The organism is Vibrio sp. Vb1729, assembly GCF_033338655.1.
Classification (GTDB): domain Bacteria; phylum Pseudomonadota; class Gammaproteobacteria; order Enterobacterales; family Vibrionaceae; genus Vibrio; species Vibrio alginolyticus.
In genome coordinates this window covers 58,158-74,215 of sequence record NZ_JAWOTB010000006.1, presented here as the reverse complement: position 1 = coordinate 74,215, position 16,058 = coordinate 58,158, and the positions used below count along the sequence as shown (strand labels likewise).

The 16,058-nt window shown below is 45.0% G+C and carries 18 protein-coding genes; 14 read left to right on the top strand and 4 right to left on the bottom strand.

The window, feature by feature from the left end:
• The 7 genes from R7E29_RS03100 to purF form a co-directional block, all read left to right on the top strand.
• Positions 1–1,215, top strand: a 1,215-nt coding sequence (locus tag R7E29_RS03100) for a FimV/HubP family polar landmark protein (RefSeq protein WP_318082396.1), incomplete at its 5' end; no start/stop codon positions are given.
• A 142-nt stretch (positions 1,216–1,357) separates the two neighbouring features.
• On the top strand, positions 1,358–2,152 hold the full coding sequence (truA, locus tag R7E29_RS03095) for a tRNA pseudouridine(38-40) synthase TruA (RefSeq protein ID WP_033907367.1): 795 nt from the start codon (positions 1,358–1,360) through the stop codon (positions 2,150–2,152).
• Positions 2,153–2,349: 197 nt separating this feature from the next.
• The gene (accD, locus tag R7E29_RS03090; RefSeq protein ID WP_005380583.1) at positions 2,350–3,276 is read left to right on the top strand and encodes an acetyl-CoA carboxylase, carboxyltransferase subunit beta; all 927 of its coding nucleotides are present in this window, start codon (positions 2,350–2,352) and stop codon (positions 3,274–3,276) included.
• Between the two features lie 46 nt (positions 3,277–3,322).
• Positions 3,323–4,585 carry a bifunctional tetrahydrofolate synthase/dihydrofolate synthase gene (folC, locus tag R7E29_RS03085; protein WP_054576268.1) on the top strand — a complete coding sequence of 421 codons (1,263 nt, stop codon included), beginning with the start codon at positions 3,323–3,325 and terminating at the stop codon, positions 4,583–4,585.
• Between the two features lie 14 nt (positions 4,586–4,599).
• Positions 4,600–5,193 carry an SPOR domain-containing protein gene (locus R7E29_RS03080; protein ID WP_054576267.1) on the top strand — a complete coding sequence of 198 codons (594 nt, stop codon included), beginning with the start codon at positions 4,600–4,602 and terminating at the stop codon, positions 5,191–5,193.
• 61 nt (positions 5,194–5,254) lie between these two features.
• Positions 5,255–5,746, top strand: coding sequence for a CvpA family protein (locus R7E29_RS03075; RefSeq protein WP_005380590.1), 492 nt, complete (start codon positions 5,255–5,257; stop codon positions 5,744–5,746).
• A gap of 36 nt (positions 5,747–5,782) precedes the next feature.
• Positions 5,783–7,297 carry an amidophosphoribosyltransferase gene (purF, locus tag R7E29_RS03070; RefSeq protein ID WP_005380592.1) on the top strand — a complete coding sequence of 505 codons (1,515 nt, stop codon included), beginning with the start codon at positions 5,783–5,785 and terminating at the stop codon, positions 7,295–7,297.
• Positions 7,298–7,362: 65 nt separating this feature from the next.
• On the opposite strand, the gene R7E29_RS03065 is transcribed toward purF, so the two are convergent.
• The gene (locus R7E29_RS03065; RefSeq protein ID WP_005384959.1) at positions 7,363–8,238 is read right to left on the bottom strand and encodes a LysR family transcriptional regulator; all 876 of its coding nucleotides are present in this window, start codon (positions 8,236–8,238) and stop codon (positions 7,363–7,365) included.
• Between the two features lie 289 nt (positions 8,239–8,527).
• Here R7E29_RS03065 and R7E29_RS03060 point away from each other — a divergent pair, with 289 nt between their 5' ends.
• The 7 genes from R7E29_RS03060 (at position 8,528) to recR (ending at position 14,273) form a co-directional block, all read left to right on the top strand.
• The gene (locus R7E29_RS03060; protein WP_005380606.1) at positions 8,528–9,634 is read left to right on the top strand and encodes a response regulator; all 1,107 of its coding nucleotides are present in this window, start codon (positions 8,528–8,530) and stop codon (positions 9,632–9,634) included.
• Between the two features lie 223 nt (positions 9,635–9,857).
• A complete protein-coding gene (locus tag R7E29_RS03055) occupies positions 9,858–9,989 on the top strand; it encodes a hypothetical protein (protein WP_005380608.1) in 132 nt (43 codons plus the stop codon).
• Between the two features lie 33 nt (positions 9,990–10,022).
• Positions 10,023–10,409 (top strand): YbaN family protein, encoded by a 387-nt coding sequence (locus R7E29_RS03050; RefSeq protein WP_080276930.1) that lies wholly within the window; start codon positions 10,023–10,025, stop codon positions 10,407–10,409.
• Positions 10,410–10,571: 162 nt separating this feature from the next.
• Positions 10,572–11,117 carry an adenine phosphoribosyltransferase gene (gene apt, locus R7E29_RS03045; protein ID WP_005380615.1) on the top strand — a complete coding sequence of 182 codons (546 nt, stop codon included), beginning with the start codon at positions 10,572–10,574 and terminating at the stop codon, positions 11,115–11,117.
• 8 nt (positions 11,118–11,125) lie between these two features.
• Complete coding sequence (dnaX, locus tag R7E29_RS03040; protein ID WP_318082395.1) at positions 11,126–13,231, top strand: DNA polymerase III subunit gamma/tau; 2,106 nt, start codon at positions 11,126–11,128, stop codon at positions 13,229–13,231.
• 82 nt (positions 13,232–13,313) lie between these two features.
• The gene (locus R7E29_RS03035) at positions 13,314–13,643 is read left to right on the top strand and encodes a YbaB/EbfC family nucleoid-associated protein (protein WP_005380618.1); all 330 of its coding nucleotides are present in this window, start codon (positions 13,314–13,316) and stop codon (positions 13,641–13,643) included.
• Positions 13,644–13,673: 30 nt separating this feature from the next.
• The gene (recR, locus tag R7E29_RS03030) at positions 13,674–14,273 is read left to right on the top strand and encodes a recombination mediator RecR (protein ID WP_005380619.1); all 600 of its coding nucleotides are present in this window, start codon (positions 13,674–13,676) and stop codon (positions 14,271–14,273) included.
• A gap of 51 nt (positions 14,274–14,324) precedes the next feature.
• On the opposite strand, the gene aqpZ is transcribed toward recR, so the two are convergent.
• The 3 genes from aqpZ to R7E29_RS03015 all read right to left on the bottom strand — a co-directional run bounded on the left by aqpZ (position 14,325) and on the right by R7E29_RS03015 (position 15,887).
• Positions 14,325–15,023: an aquaporin Z gene (gene aqpZ, locus R7E29_RS03025; protein ID WP_053349564.1), complete on the bottom strand. Its 699-nt coding sequence runs from the start codon at positions 15,021–15,023 to the stop codon at positions 14,325–14,327.
• Positions 15,024–15,252: 229 nt separating this feature from the next.
• Positions 15,253–15,501, bottom strand: a complete 249-nt coding sequence (locus tag R7E29_RS03020) for a YkgJ family cysteine cluster protein (protein ID WP_017820793.1) — start codon at positions 15,499–15,501, stop codon at positions 15,253–15,255.
• 137 nt (positions 15,502–15,638) lie between these two features.
• Positions 15,639–15,887, bottom strand: coding sequence for a GlsB/YeaQ/YmgE family stress response membrane protein (locus R7E29_RS03015; protein WP_005380625.1), 249 nt, complete (start codon positions 15,885–15,887; stop codon positions 15,639–15,641).
• Between the last annotated feature and the right edge of the window lie 171 nt (positions 15,888–16,058).

Below are 16,058 nucleotides of genomic sequence, written 5' to 3'. Positions count from 1 at the left end.
TTTAGTGAAGACGACGCATTGGCGTCTATGGCTGGCGAACCTGCGTTAGAAACGTCCGAGTCCGTTGAGCCAGAACAAGTTGAAGCCGACTTGTCAGCTGAGTCCGAAGAAGAGTTCAATTTTGACGAGCTGGATCTTCCTGAGTTTAGTGAAGACGACGCATTGGCGTCTATGGCTGGCGAACCTGCGTTAGAAACGTCCGAGTCCGTTGAGCCAGAACAGGTTGAAGCCGACTTGCCAGCTGAGTCCGAAGAAGAGTTCAATTTTGATGAGCTCGATTTGCCAGAGTTCAGCGAAGAAGATGCCTTGGCGTCGATGGAAGAAGAGCCAGAATTACCGAGCTCTGAGACTGCAGATATAGAACCAATCTCCGGTGAGGATGAAGAGTTAAGTTTTGACGACCAAGATCTTCCAGAGTTCAATGAGGAAGATGTTCTCGCGTCAATGAACGAGAGTGCGCCAGAGAGCCCTAAGGTTGAAGCAGAGACATCGAGACCAGCTATTCAAGCCGATAACGATCATGATGCTTTGTTTGAAGTATTTGCGCAGCAAAACGGCTTTGATACTGACCCAAAAGTGCAGCCAACAGCGACAGAGGGTGAGCCGCTCAGTAATTTGGATGATGAATCATCAATGGCTAACCTTCTTGCGGAAGACGCAAACTCAGAAGTATTTGAAGGTAAACTAGACAGTGACACCATCGCAAGTGCAGGTATGGATTTTGAAACCATGCTTGATGTTGGAGATGATTGGGATGGCTTTAAACCCGCTGCTGATAACGTAAGTTCTACTGAAGAAGTGCCTGAGGACCAGCGTGATGTTTGGAATTCGAGTGATGCACTAAGTCAGCCAGAGATCGCGCAAGAAAACTGGGCAGAGCAAAGCGACTTGGATGACTTCGACCCGAAGAAAAATCAATTTATGACGATTGATGAATTGATGGCTCAGGTCGACAGAGAAGGTGGTGAGTTCGAAGAAGAAGACCTTAAGCTCGATGTCGGATTGAACGAGTTTCCAGATGTTATCGGTGAGATCGGCGATATTGACGTAGATAGCAATGCTGAAGCGGCTGGGAAACTGGATTTGGCTAAAATCTATCTCGAGATGAACGATTCTCAAGGGGCGATTAAACTACTAGAAGAGGCGATTGTTTACGGTGAGGATGATATTCGCCGCGAAGCAAAAAGCCTGATTGACGCCATTAATGGCCGATAAACCGAAACAAAAGGGTAGCGTTTGCTACCCTTTTTGTGTCCCGTTAGTATGATGCTACCTTTATGTCACCCTTGGTGAAACTGGCAACTTGAGGTGACTTGAGTATATACTTCCCGCCCCATTTTAGAGTTCGAAGGTTAAGATGAGAATCGCATTAGGTATCGAGTACAACGGTACAAACTACTTTGGTTGGCAGCGCCAAAGAGAAGTGAAAAGTGTCCAAGAAGAGCTAGAGAAAGCATTGTCCGTCGTCGCTAATCACCCAGTTGAAGTTCAGTGCGCTGGTCGGACAGACGCAGGCGTGCATGGCACGGGACAAGTTGTGCACTTTGATACCAACGTTACTCGAAAAATGGTAGCTTGGACCATGGGCGCAAACGCGAACATGCCGAGCGATATAGCGGTTCGTTGGGCTCAAGAAGTTTCAGATGATTTCCATGCAAGATTCTCAGCGACAGCGCGCCGTTATCGTTACATTATTTTCAATCATGCTTTACGTCCAGGCATCTTAAACTCGGGGGTTAGTCACTATCATGGTGAGCTCGACGAGAAAAAAATGCATGAAGCAGGGCAGTTCCTACTCGGCGAAAATGATTTTACGTCGTTTCGCGCGGCGCATTGTCAGTCTCGCAGTCCATTTCGAAACTTGATGCATCTGAACGTTACGCGCCATGGAAACTATGTGGTTATTGATATTAAAGCCAATGCGTTCGTGCATCATATGGTTCGTAATATCACGGGTAGCTTGATAAAAGTTGGACGTGGCGAAGAGAGTCCAGAATGGATCAAGTGGTTATTAGACGCCAAAGATCGCAAACTAGCGGGTGCGACAGCGAAAGCGGAAGGTCTGTACCTGGTAGATGTAGACTACCCAGAAGAGTTTGGGTTACCTGAAGTGCCGATCGGTCCACTGTTTTTACCAGATAATTTGAACTAATTTTACAAACTTATTTCAAAATATCGGTAGTGTTTACATTGAATGTGAACGGAAAACATACGCTATTTACGATATCAAAAATAGGTACAACCAGTTTTTTATCTACAGTAGCTGCAAGATATGGTTTAATCCGTCGGTATTATGTCGAATTTATATCTTTCGTAATGAAGCGGAAGAGTTGAGAGAAAAGGTCTTCCATGAGTTGGCTTGAAAAGATTTTAGAGAAAAGCAATCTAGTAAGTTCACGCAAAGCTTCTATCCCAGAAGGTGTGTGGACTAAATGTACCTCTTGTGAACAGGTTTTATACCATGCAGAGCTAGAGCGTAACTTAGAAGTTTGTCCAAAGTGTAACCATCACATGCGTATGAAAGCGCGTCGTCGTTTGGAAACATTTTTAGATGAAGGTAATCGAGTTGAATTAGGTTCTGAACTTGAGCCACAGGATAAACTGAAATTTAAAGATTCTAAGCGATACAAAGAGCGTATCTCTGCTGCACAAAAAAACAGCGGTGAGAAAGATGCGCTAGTTGTGATGCAGGGTGAATTGCTTGGTCTGCCGCTTGTGGCGTGTGCGTTTGAATTCTCCTTCATGGGTGGTTCAATGGGTTCAGTCGTTGGTGCTCGCTTTGTGAAAGCAGTGGATGCAGCCATTGAAAATAACTGTGCGCTTGTTTGTTTCTCAGCAAGTGGTGGTGCTCGTATGCAAGAGGCTTTAATGTCTCTTATGCAAATGGCAAAAACCAGTGCTGCGCTTGAGCGTTTATCAGAAAAAGGTCTGCCGTTTATTTCTGTTCTAACTGACCCTACAATGGGTGGTGTATCAGCAAGTTTGGCTATGTTGGGTGATATCAACATCGGTGAACCTAAGGCCCTCATTGGCTTTGCTGGTCGTCGTGTAATCGAGCAAACTGTACGTGAAGATCTTCCTGAAGGTTTCCAGCGTAGTGAGTTCCTACTTGATCACGGTGCTATTGATATGATCGTTGACCGTCGTGAAATGCGTCAGCGTGTGGGTGGTCTTATCGCTAAGATGACTAACCACAAGTCTCCTTTGGTGGTTTCGGTTAACGAATCTCCAAATGAAGAGCCATATTCTGTACCAGAAGCGGACGAAAAAGGGTAAAGTATCAACTAACATAAAAACCAAAGAATTTAATGGTTAAAGTTAGATGACCCAAAACCCAACTCCTCAAGCCACATCTTCATTAGAGATGTGGCTTGATTATTTAGCAAATATTCATTCCTCAGCAATTGATCTAGGCTTAGACCGTGTCCAAGCGGTAGCAAACAAAGCCAATCTTACCAAACCAGCTCCAACCGTAATCACCGTTGCCGGAACCAATGGCAAAGGCTCAACGTGTGCGTTAATGGAAGCCATTTTACTTGATGCTGGCTATTCAGTCGGTGTTTACAGTTCTCCGCACCTGATTCGTTACAACGAGCGTGTACGCATTAATGGCGTTGACGTTGTAGATGCAAAGCACTGTGAAGCATTCGATTATGTAGAAAAGCAGCGTGGTGATGTTAGCCTTAGCCTCTTTGAATTCGGTACGCTTGCTGCGCTACGTATTTTCCAAGTAGAGAAAGTTGACGTTGTCTTACTTGAAGTAGGACTTGGCGGCCGTCTAGACGCCACTAACGTTGTTGACCATGATGTTTCTGTTATTACGAGCTTAGCGATCGATCATGTGGATTGGCTTGGTGATGACATCAATGTTATTGGTTTTGAAAAAGCGGGCATTTACCGTTCAGGGAAGCCAGCAATTTGTGGTCAACCAACGCCACCAGCGACCGTGGCGGCTCATGCTGACGATATTGGTTCTGAGTTCTTCCAAGTAGGTATTCAGTACGATTACCAACTAACTGATAATGGTTGGAAATGGAGCAGTGGGGCATTTGAGTTAGAGGATTTACCAATCCCATCGCTACCATTACAAAATGCAGCCACTGCACTGATGGCACTAGGGGCTTCGGAATTGCAAATCACTGACATAAATATTGTCAATGGCTTGAATAATGCTCGTTTGGCGGGGCGTATGCAAGTACTGCATCACGAACCTGAAATAGTCCTTGATGTCGCTCATAACCCGCACTCTGCTGAGTATTTGGTAGAAAGAGTGAAGCAACAATATCTGGGTAAGAATATCCATATTGTGGTTGCAATGCTGCATGACAAGGACATTAAAGCAACCATTGAAGCGCTAACTCCAGTTGCAACACAATGGTATCCAGCGTCGCTTACTGGACCGAGAGCGGCGACCGCTGATGAATTGTGCCAATACTTACCTGATGGGCAAGTTCATTTTGAAAACCCTGTTGACGCCTTCGAGAGTGCGAGAAGCCACGCAAAGGCAGGAGACGTTATTCTGGTGGTTGGCTCATTCCATACCGTCGGAGAGGTATTGGAACATTGGCAATCAAATAATAAATAAGTAAAGGTATTTTGATGGCAAGTAAATTCCAAAGTCGTTTAGTCGGCACCATCATTCTAGTCGCAGTCGGAGTCATTGTTCTTCCCGATGTGCTAGATGGTAAGAAACTGCACTACAAAGAAGAATTTGCCAGTATTCCTATCAAACCAGAACTTGATAGTGATGTGGAAAACTTCGAAATATTAGAGCCAGTGGAAGACGACATTACGTTACCGGATTCTCCGGTTGAAGCTGTAGTGCAAGAACGTGAGGATGCTCAAGTAGCCGTTTCTGAGCCCGAGCCAGTGCCAACATCTAAATTTGAGGTCATCAAACAACCAGAGCAAGTTGAGGTCGTCACTCGTCCGGTTCAAGAGAAAAATCAATATGAAGATTCAGCTTGGATCATTCAGTTGATGGCACTTAAGAATCACGAAAATGCTGTCGCGCTTGTCGCGGATTTGCAAAAGCGTGGTTATCAAGCTCACACAAAGAAAGAAAACGAGTTTACGAGAGTGATTGTTGGCCCTGATGTGTCAAAAAGTAAACTTGAACGACAAGTTCAAGAATTACAAAAAATTACAGGTTCAAAAGGTCAATTGCTTAAATTTAAGCCATTAAATCCATAAGAAAACGTTTGCGTCAGCATTTTTTCTGTTAAAATGCGCGCCAACTTAAGATGAAGAAAAGATGAATTGGATAGATTTTATCATTTTAGGTGTGATCGGATTTTCAGCTCTGATCAGTTTAGTTCGCGGTTTTGCTAAAGAAGCTTTGTCTTTGGTGATTTGGTTCGGAGCGTTTTTTATCTCCAGTAATTACTATGCCAAATTGGCGGTGTACTTCACCAACATCGAAGATGATATGTTTCGTAACGGAGCGGCGATTGCGGCGTTATTTGTCGCAACCTTGGTAGTTGGTGCAGTGGTGAATTACGTCATTGGTCAACTGGTACAAAAAACAGGGCTATCAGGTACGGACCGAATTCTCGGGATTGTATTTGGTGGTCTACGCGGAGTCTTAATTGTTTCTGCGGTGCTGTTTTTTATGGATGCGTTTACTGCATTCCCAAGCTCGGATTGGTGGAAAGATTCACAGTTGATCCCTGAGTTCAGCCGTATCATCGCCCCATTCTTCGAGCATTTACAAGCAACATCAAGTTTTCTGTCTGGCACTATCTAGTAGTGCCAGCTACTGTCGCAAATCGAGGATTAGGACATGTGTGGTATTGTTGGAATCGTGGGCACAACGCCTGTAAACCAGTCTATTTATGACGCGTTAACGGTGTTACAGCATCGTGGCCAAGATGCCGCTGGTATTTGTACCATAGAAAGCAATCGTTTTCGTCTACGTAAGGCGAACGGTTTAGTCAAGGATGTATTTGAAGCAAGACACATGCAGCGCCTGCAAGGCGAGGTCGGAATTGGTCATGTTCGTTACCCTACAGCAGGCAGTTCAAGTGCTTCAGAAGCTCAACCTTTCTACGTAAACTCTCCTTTCGGTATTACACTTGCCCACAACGGTAACTTGACCAACGCTAACGAAGTTCGTCAGAAGCTGTTTGAAAAAGATCGCCGTCATATCAATACCACTTCAGACTCCGAAGTATTACTAAATGTACTGGCGCACGAAATTGACTCAGTAAAAGGAAATGTCACGACCGAAGACGTATTCCGCGCAGTCACCAATGTTCATCGCACAATTCGCGGTGCTTATGCTGTGACCGCCATGATCATTGGTCATGGTATGATTGCATTTCGTGACCCACACGGTATTCGCCCGCTGTGTTTAGGTAAGCGTGAAGTTAACGGCAGAGCAGAGTACATGGTTGCGTCTGAATCGGTGGCATTGGATGCGGTCGGTTTTGATTTCGTCCGTGATGTTGCACCTGGTGAAGCGATTTACGCAACGTTTGACGGTGAGCTTTACACGAAGCAGTGTGCAGACAATCCTAAGCTGAACCCTTGTATTTTCGAGTTCGTGTACTTTGCTCGTCCGGATTCGTTCATCGATAAAATTTCGGTATACAGCGCTCGCGTTGAAATGGGTAAAAAGCTGGGCGAACGTATTCGTGAAGATTATGCAAACCTTGATATCGATGTTGTCATTCCTATCCCTGAAACGTCTTGCGACATTGCACTGCAAATCGCTCAAGCGATCGATATCCCTTATCGCCAGGGTTTCGTGAAAAACCGTTATGTTGGACGTACGTTTATCATGCCTGGCCAGCAACAACGTAAGAAATCAGTACGTCGCAAGTTGAATGCTATTCGTTCGGAATTCAAAGGCAAGAATGTGTTGCTGGTGGATGACTCTATTGTTCGAGGTACAACGTCAGAGCAGATTATTGAGATGGCTCGTGATTCTGGTGCCAAGAAAGTGTACATGGTCTCAGCGGCTCCTGAAGTTCGTTTCCCGAACGTATACGGCATTGATATGCCAAGTGCTACAGAGCTTATTGCCCATGGCCGTGACAACGATACAATTTGTAAGCAGATTGGTGCCGATGCGCTTATTTATCAACGTCTAGAAGATTTGGTAGAAGCTGTAGGTCTTGGAAATCAAGACATTACTCAGTTCGATACTTCCGTGTTTAACGGTGAATACGTAACGGGTGATATCGACCAACAATACCTAGATTTTTTAGATGGTCTTCGTAACGATGATGCGAAAACACAACTTGAAATCCAACAGGACTTAGCAAACCTAGAGCTTCATAACGAAGGCGCATAGGATGCGCTTTCTTAAGTCGTAAAAAAACCAGAGCTTCGGCTCTGGTTTTTGTTTTCGCTATCTAATTAGTGAATGTTATAAGCGATCACAAAGTCAATAAAGAGGCGAACTTTCTCTGGCAGGTGATCTTTGTGGTTGTAAAGCATATAAATGTCGCGCGGGTTTGCACTCCAATCTGGCAGTACGCGTACCAAATCGCCGCTCTCGATGTACTCTTTGATCATGACATCTGGCATTAGGGTGATGCCTAAACCTTCGGAACAAGCGCTGCGCACCACATTGAGCGCGTTTGCTTGAAAACGACCACGATCAACATTCACCACAGACTCGCCTTTGCTATTAATCAAGGTCCACTTAATAAGCGGGTACCCTTTTAGCAATGAATGGTTAGAGAGCTCTTCTGCATGATGTGGCGCAGGATTCGAGGTTAGATAATCAGGGCTTGCAACGAGAATATCCTTCACTTCGCCAATCTTACGCGCGATGAGGCTAGAGTCGCGTTGAGGTCCCACTCGAAAAATTACATCCCATTCAGTAGGGTCAAGCTTGTCCGCATTATTCTCTGTCGTTAGCTCAATGTTGATGTCCGGGTACTGCTTCATAAAGCTGTTGAACATCGGCATCATCATTCGTTTAGTTAAGTTGTAAGGCGCGGATATCTTAATCTTGCCGGATGCTCCTCGGCAGTCGTCAGTGATTTCCTCTGCTGCGGTTGTTAGCCTTTGTAGTAAAGGAGAGCACTCATGGTAAAAACGTTCCCCTGCTTCAGTGAGCGAAAGTTTGCGAGCATGACGGTTCAATAGTCGAAGATTGACAGAGTCTTCTAGCGCTTGAATGCGTCGGGTGATGGTCGCAACCGGGATCATGGTTTTTCGCGAAGTTGCGGTGTAGCTCCCATTTTCGACAACCAGTCGAAACAGGTTTAAGTCATCTAATTTCATATTTCCAGACACATTAAATTACCGATTACGGTTAATTTATAATTAACTTTGTGATCAAAGCTTGCTTTAAGTCAACATGTTGCATCATTTGAACACAGCAACCCTGTTTGAGTAAATACTGTTATACGCCGTAATATTTGTATTAATGCAGTTTCCGAGCTAAGTTTTATAACAAGGCGAAGCGGCCTCAGGTCTTGCTGTGACACGTTTTGCTGGAAGTAAACACAACAAAAATAATGACTTAATAATAAATCTGTTTTTTTGACTGAGCTTTGTGAGGGATAAAGGTATGTTTAAGACTCACAGTCAAACGGCAATGGTCTCGGCACAGGAAGTGATTAATCAAAAACTAATAATGTTGGTGGACGATGATCCAATATTTCGCAAAGTAACCAATGCCTATTTAGAAAGTCAGGGTTTTAAAGTAGTAGAAGCAGAAAACGGCCTAGAAGCGCTTCAACAACTCAGGGAATGCCAACCCGATCTTATCTTGTGTGATTTATCGATGCCGGTCTTAGATGGTATCGAGTTCGTCGAAGAAGTTAGTCTCGAATACCCATATATGCCGCTTATCGTGGTATCAGGCACGGATGAAATGTCCGATGTCGCGAAAGCGTTGCGGTTTGGTATTAAAGATTTTCTTCCTAAACCGATAGGTAATTATGAGCACCTATCTCAGGCGATAGAGAATACGCTAGAAGATACCGATAGCCACTTCTCAGAACAACGTGACTTTTCAAGTCAGTGGTTCAGGGTTGATGATGGTGGTGAAATCCCAGATGAACAAGAGCTGTATTGGCATCTGGAATATTTACAACAGAATCCGAGTGCGGCAAGAGATTTACTGCAAGCTCTATTGCCAGAGAAGGATGCTGCTCAGGGAGATTGGCGCTGCTCGTACCGTTTATTGCAATCGACGGATGTGATGCCCTTGGTTTTCGATTATCGTTGGTTAATGAATGGTCAATTTGCGTTTTATCTCGTTGATTCTGCTTCCCAAGCTAATGATGGAGTTGCGACGACATTGCTCGTTAGGGCATTGTTTGACGATTATCTCCGTAACTTGAAAAGTTTCAGTGCTGATCTCAAGGACATGGTAGGGATCATTGAAAAAGGAATTGAGTGTTCGGAGTGTGCGGGTGCAGTCAATGCTGTGTTTGGTGTCGCCGACCTCGCTTCATCCTCGGTCTCTATATTGCCTGCGGGTTTAGATAGCCATTGGTCTGACGGAAATACGAATCAACACATCGCAGCAGGTAACCGTTTAGGGGGAGGAAGTATGAAAAACTTCATCACCCGCGATTTACCGCTTAGTGTTGCAGGACAGTTGTCCATCGGGTGTTTAGGTTCTTCAAGTTTTAGTTTAAGTATTACCCGGAAATCCCGACTAGTATAATTATGACTTGCAAACCAATAAGCAGCGTCCTGACGCTGCTTATTATCTTTTTAGAACCACCAAAACAACATACGTTTAGTTCAATAACCTTACTTTTTACTGGTGTTTAGATTTGGCTGTTTAATGTATAGTCAGCGCTTAAAACAATAATGACCCATTTGTGCAACGATAATTTAACGCTGTGCCTTGGGAGAAGCAAAGTCAACTAGTGAGAAGACACATCATGGCAGACAAAGATTTTAAAGAGCCTTATAATATTTTTTACTTTTTAGGTTTTATTGCAGTTCTTTTGATCCCAACACTTCCTGCAACGCTAACCTGGCTTCGTGTAATGAATGGTTACGCAGGCTTTTAATCTAGCTATTTTGTACCGGAGTTCACCATTCGTATTAAGCGTTACTTTTTCAATACTGTTGGTGGACTCTGTATTGTGCTCGGCATAGCCGGCATAGCCCTTCCACTTTTACCCACCACACCTTTTATTTTGCTTGCTAGCGCATGTTTTATGCGTGGTAGCCCCGCATTTCATCAATGGTTACATAACCACAAAACGTTTGGACCCATTCTCGACAATTGGCATAAGCATCGGGCTGTTACTTCAAAAGTAAAAAAGCGTGGTGCGATTTTTATTGCGCTTAGTTTCATGGTTTCAATCGTTGTTGTCCCCCTCGTTTGGGTAAAAATTGGTCTTTTAGTGATGCTAATCGTTTTACTCAGCTGGTTTATGCGTCTGCCTGTGATTGAGTTGGTTGCTGACCGAGAAGAAAATCACTAAGATTGTAGAGAATAGTGTGCCCGCTCTTCGAGTGGGCGTTTGTATTTTCAGCGCCTGTGACTTTTACGAAAATAAGCACATAGTGGTGAAAACCTATTGTTCGTTGCCCTCGTGATACTGCGATTAGAGAGGGCGATGAGCCAATCTAAGTAAATCGGTATTATGACTACAGAAACAATTTCACTGATCAAATCTAGCATCAAAAGCATCCAAGACTACCCAAAGCCAGGCATTCTATTTCGTGATGTGACGAGCCTTCTTGAAGACGCGAAAGCATACCAAGCGACGATCAACTTACTTGTTGAACGTTACAAAGATATGGGCTTTACCAAGGTTGTGGGTACGGAAGCCCGTGGCTTTCTATTTGGCGCGCCTTTAGCGCTTGAGCTAGGTGTTGGTTTTGTACCAGTGCGTAAACCAGGCAAGCTACCACGCCCTACTGTTGCTCAATCTTATGAGCTTGAATACGGCGTTGATACACTAGAAATCCATACAGATGCCATCGTTGAAGGCGACAAAGTACTGGTTGTCGACGATTTATTGGCAACGGGCGGTACTATTGAAGCGACGACTAAGCTGATTCGCCAACTGGGTGGTGAAGTTGAGCACGCTGCGTTCGTTATCAACCTACCAGAAATCGGTGGCGATAAACGTTTAGAAGCACTAGGTCTAAACGTGTACAGCATCTGCGATTTTGAAGGACATTAATACATTCAATGAGTTATTTAGCTTTAGCGCGAAAATGGCGTCCTAATCAGTTTGACCAAGTTGTCGGACAAAAACATGTCCTGACGGCGTTGGAAAACGCACTGGCGCAAAACCGTTTACACCATGCTTATCTGTTCAGCGGGACTCGTGGTGTGGGTAAAACGAGTATCGGTAGGCTGTTTGCCAAAGGCTTGAACTGCGAAACCGGCATTACCGCGACACCTTGTGGTAAGTGTGATACTTGTCGTGAAATTGATGAAGGTCGCTTTGTCGATCTTCTTGAAATCGACGCAGCATCACGTACTAAAGTTGAAGACACTCGTGAACTGTTAGACAACGTTCAATACAAACCTGCTCGTGGACGTTTTAAAGTGTACCTCATCGATGAGGTGCACATGCTATCGCGTCACTCTTTCAATGCGTTGTTGAAAACCCTGGAAGAGCCGCCAGAGTATGTGAAGTTCTTACTCGCAACAACTGATCCACAAAAGCTGCCTGTCACTATATTGTCGCGTTGTCTTCAGTTTCATCTGAAACCAATCAGCGTTGATGATATTCACCAGCAACTTGATTACATCCTAGGTCAAGAGCAAGTTTCAGCAGAGCCAAAAGCGTTGGGTATGATCTCACATGCTGCAGATGGCAGTATGCGTGATGCTCTCAGCTTGACTGATCAAGCAATAGCTTTAGGTAACGGTGCGGTGCAAGCCGATATTGTCAGCCACATGTTGGGGACGATTGATACCGACCAAGCGATTCACTTACTAGAGTCAATCAGCAGCAAGAAACCTCAACAAGCTATGGATAAAATCCAACAATTAGCGGCAAATGGTGTTGAGTGGGATGGTTTGTTGCAGCAAGTCGCAACACAGTTACACCGAATTGCGATGTATCAAGCGTTGCCCGCATCGTTAGACCGAGCACAACCAGATGCAGAGAAAATTGAGCTGTTGAGTAAAGCTCTAAGCCCGCAAGACGTTCAGCTTTACTATCAAATTGCATTGAAAGGTCGTGAAGATTTGATCCTCTCGCCAAATGGGCGAGTCGGTCTGGAAATGATTGTGCTGCGTATGATGGCGTTCCGCCCATCAAGTAACAGTGGGGCAAATGTTGTTTCCAGTAACTGCGAATCAGCTTCAGCCCCAGTTCAAAGTGCCAGTCAATCAAAGACTGCACCAGCTCAGACAGTAGCAGCTCCTCGAGCTCAGCAGCCGAGTCCAGCACAAAGCTCACCACAAGTGGCGCCTCAACCTTCATCCAATTCACAACCTGAATATCACGCGAGTGGATATGAGAGGGTTCCGCCACAGTATGATATGGCGCCGCCGATGAGCGAAAACCCTGCACCGCAGCATGAAACGCCACCTCAACAAGTGCAAGAGAGCGTTTCAACACCGGCGCGCGGTGGTCTAAGCGGTTTACGTCACCAATTACGTTCTCAGCGTCAAGGCCTACAACAGAACACTCCTCAAAATGGTGGCTCAAAAAAGCCTAAAGCGGCATCTGCACAACCAGAATCGGTTATCGACCGAGTAGCGCAATTGCATGGCAATTCCGCGCAGGTGTCGCCAAACTCAGCTCCGAAGTCGACGGAGCCACAAGTTGAGGAAGCGTATCGCTGGCGTCCAAGCAAGCCTGTTGAGACAAAAGTAAATACAAAACTGACACCTACGCAGCTCAAGCAGGCACTTGAGCATGAGAAAACGCCTGAAATGGCACAAAAGCTCATCGATGAGTCATTAGAACATAATGAATGGGCGAAGCTAATCAGCTTAATGGAGATCCCTAAGCTGGTAGAGCAACTTGCGCTAAACTCTCATTATAGTAAGGAAGGAACAACCGTTTCGTTACTATTGAGAAGCAGCCAAGCTCATTTGAATACTGATAGAGCTCAAGCCGAATTGCTTAAAGCACTTAATACCGTGTTGGGTGAAGAGTGCCACATGAGCATCGAAATAGGGGAGAGTGGAGAAACACCACTTGAACTGAGAGATAGGCTCTACCAAGAGAAATTGCAGCAAGCGCTGAACAGTTTAGAAAACGATCCAAATGTTCAATTTATTGAACGTCGTTTTGCTGCAGAGCTTGATAAAGATAGTGTGCGCCCTATCTAATAATCGAATGGAATGGGGTTGAAAACCCAAAGGTATAACCCCATTAATTGATGCAACACCTCATTAAACCAGAGAGATAAACATGTTTGGTAAAGGCGGTATGGGCAACCTAATGAAGCAAGCCCAGCAAATGCAAGATCGCATGCAAAAGCTTCAAGAAGAAATCGCGAATATGGAAGTAACTGGCGAGTCTGGTGCTGGCCTAGTTAAAGTTACTATCACTGGTAGTCACAGCGTACGTCGTGTTGACATCGATGAAAGTTTGATGGAAGACGACAAAGAAATGCTTGAAGATCTGATCGCTGCGGCGTTCAACGATGCAGCCCGTCGTGTTGAAGAAACTCAAAAAGAGAAAATGGCTTCTGTAACTGGCGGTATGCAACTACCACCAGGCATGAAAATGCCATTCTAATCTGCTGATATTTAATTAAGCGGACTTTTAATGCGTACCAGTCATATGCTGGAGCAATTGATGGAGGCCTTACGTTGTCTACCTGGGGTTGGCCCCAAGTCAGCGCAGCGTATGGCCTTTCATTTGTTACAGCGCGATAGAAAAGGCGGTTTGCAGCTTGCAGATGCGCTGAGTCAGGCAATGACAGAAATAGGTCATTGTACTGAGTGTCGAACCTTCACCGAAGAAGAAGTCTGTCACATTTGTACCAACCCAAAACGCCAAGAAAATGGTCAAATTTGTGTGGTAGAAAGCCCGGCAGACATCGCAGCCGTTGAAGCAACAGGCCAATATTCTGGTCGGTATTTTGTTCTTATGGGGCATTTGTCGCCATTAGATGGTATTGGTCCAAGTGATATTGGATTAGATGTCCTTGATTACCGCTTACGTCGCGGTGATATTACCGAAGTGATTTTGGCGACAAACCCAACAGTTGAAGGTGAAGCCACTGCCCACTACATCGCAGAGCTATGTAAAGAGCACCAAGTTGATGCCAGCCGCATCGCGCATGGTGTGCCTGTCGGTGGGGAGCTAGAGCTTGTTGATGGCACGACGTTGTCACATTCGCTATTAGGTCGACACAGAATTTAATAAAAAGCCGCTGAACTCAGCGGCTTTTTTGATCTTGGGAGTTGGGAACGATTAATCGTTCGATTCTTCACTAAGAAGGTTTTTGTAGATAACCGCACCAAGCACGCCACCCACAATAGGCGCAACCCAGAACAGCCATAGCTGAGAAACCGCCCAGTCACCCACATATACTGCGACTGCCGTGCTACGAGCAGGGTTTACTGACGTATTGGTGACAGGAATGCTGATCAGGTGAATGAGAGTCAAACACAGGCCAATTGCGATAGGTGCAAAGCCTTGTGGCGCACGTTTGTCTGTTGCACCCATAATGACAATCAGGAACATCATCGTCATGACAACTTCAGTCACAAGTGCAGCGATCATCGAGTATTGGCCTGGAGAGTGTTCACCATAACCATTGGCGGCAAAGCCAGAACCCACAACATCGAATCCTGCTTGTCCAGATGCAATAACGTAAAGCACGCCACCTGCGATAAGCCCGCCGATCACCTGTGAGATGATGTAGGGAGCAACGTCTTTTGTCTCAAAACGACCGCCAGCCCAAAGGCCAACTGTCACTGCAGGGTTCAAGTGACAACCTGAAATATGACCGATAGCAAATGCCATCGTCAGAACGGTTAAACCGAATGCCAAAGAAACGCCCAACAGACCAATACCCACTTCAGGGAAACCCGCAGCCAACACCGCGCTACCACAGCCGCCTAACACTAGCCAGAACGTGCCAAAAGCCTCAGCCAAATACTTATTCATGTTCTTTCCTGATCTTTAATTAAATGACCCGCTGAACATAGTCGAGAATTGTCAATAAATTGTGAGGGAGATCGCGCAAAAACCGCAAATGGAACGCTATGTGGCAAGAGTTCTCAAGGGTGAGATAAAAGGCTGAGGGGGGGAGTGCTAAATCTTGAGTTTGCTTTGATTACTGCCTCGGAGAGAAACAACCGAGGTACTAACTTTAAACGTGTGGTCTAGAGTCGCATTACGTCAATTGTTCTAATTCAGTGATGTTGTCGAGTGCTTCTTGATTGGTGTTGCCGCATACAATCGGACACGGTTTAAAATCGTGACAGACTTTTGGGCGTTCAGGCTTACCAAATAGCTTGCACAAATTGTCGTCGTTGAGTTGTACACAACGAACACCTGCAGGTTTGCCCTTGGGCATTCCAGGTATTGGTGAAGAGATACTTGGCGCAATACAGCACGCTCCACATCCTAATCGACAATCCATAATGTAAACCTCTTAAAAATTAAGGGGGCAATTATGGTCATTTTGACGTGGATTGGAAGAGTGAAGAAAGAAAAAAATAAAAGGGCGCGCTTAACATTACGCTCCCTTTTTGGTTTTTTGCTTTTAAATCATCGTGATTATTTTAAGAAACGGTTATAAACAAACAACAGAATAAATGCGCCTAGTGTTGCGGTAATGATACTACCAATGTTGACGCCAGTTGCTCCGCCGAAACCGAGAATGCCGCCAAGGAAGCCACCTACAAATGCCCCTGCAATACCAAGTAACATTGTTGCAATCCAACCGCCCCCATCTTTTCCTGGCATGAGCCATTTAGCAAGTGCGCCGGCGATTAAGCCCAAAATAATCCAAGAAATAATACCCATGAAAACTCCTTAATGCCTTCTTGATCAATTGAGTAATGGAAACTTGTTTAAGGATAGAACAGTAAAACGAAAGTAGTTGAATATCTCCACCGTTATGTGGGAAGGATGCAAGATCTTCTCAAAACTTGAACTTTTGCGTTGAGAAGAGTATAAATCGCCCCCTAAATTCCC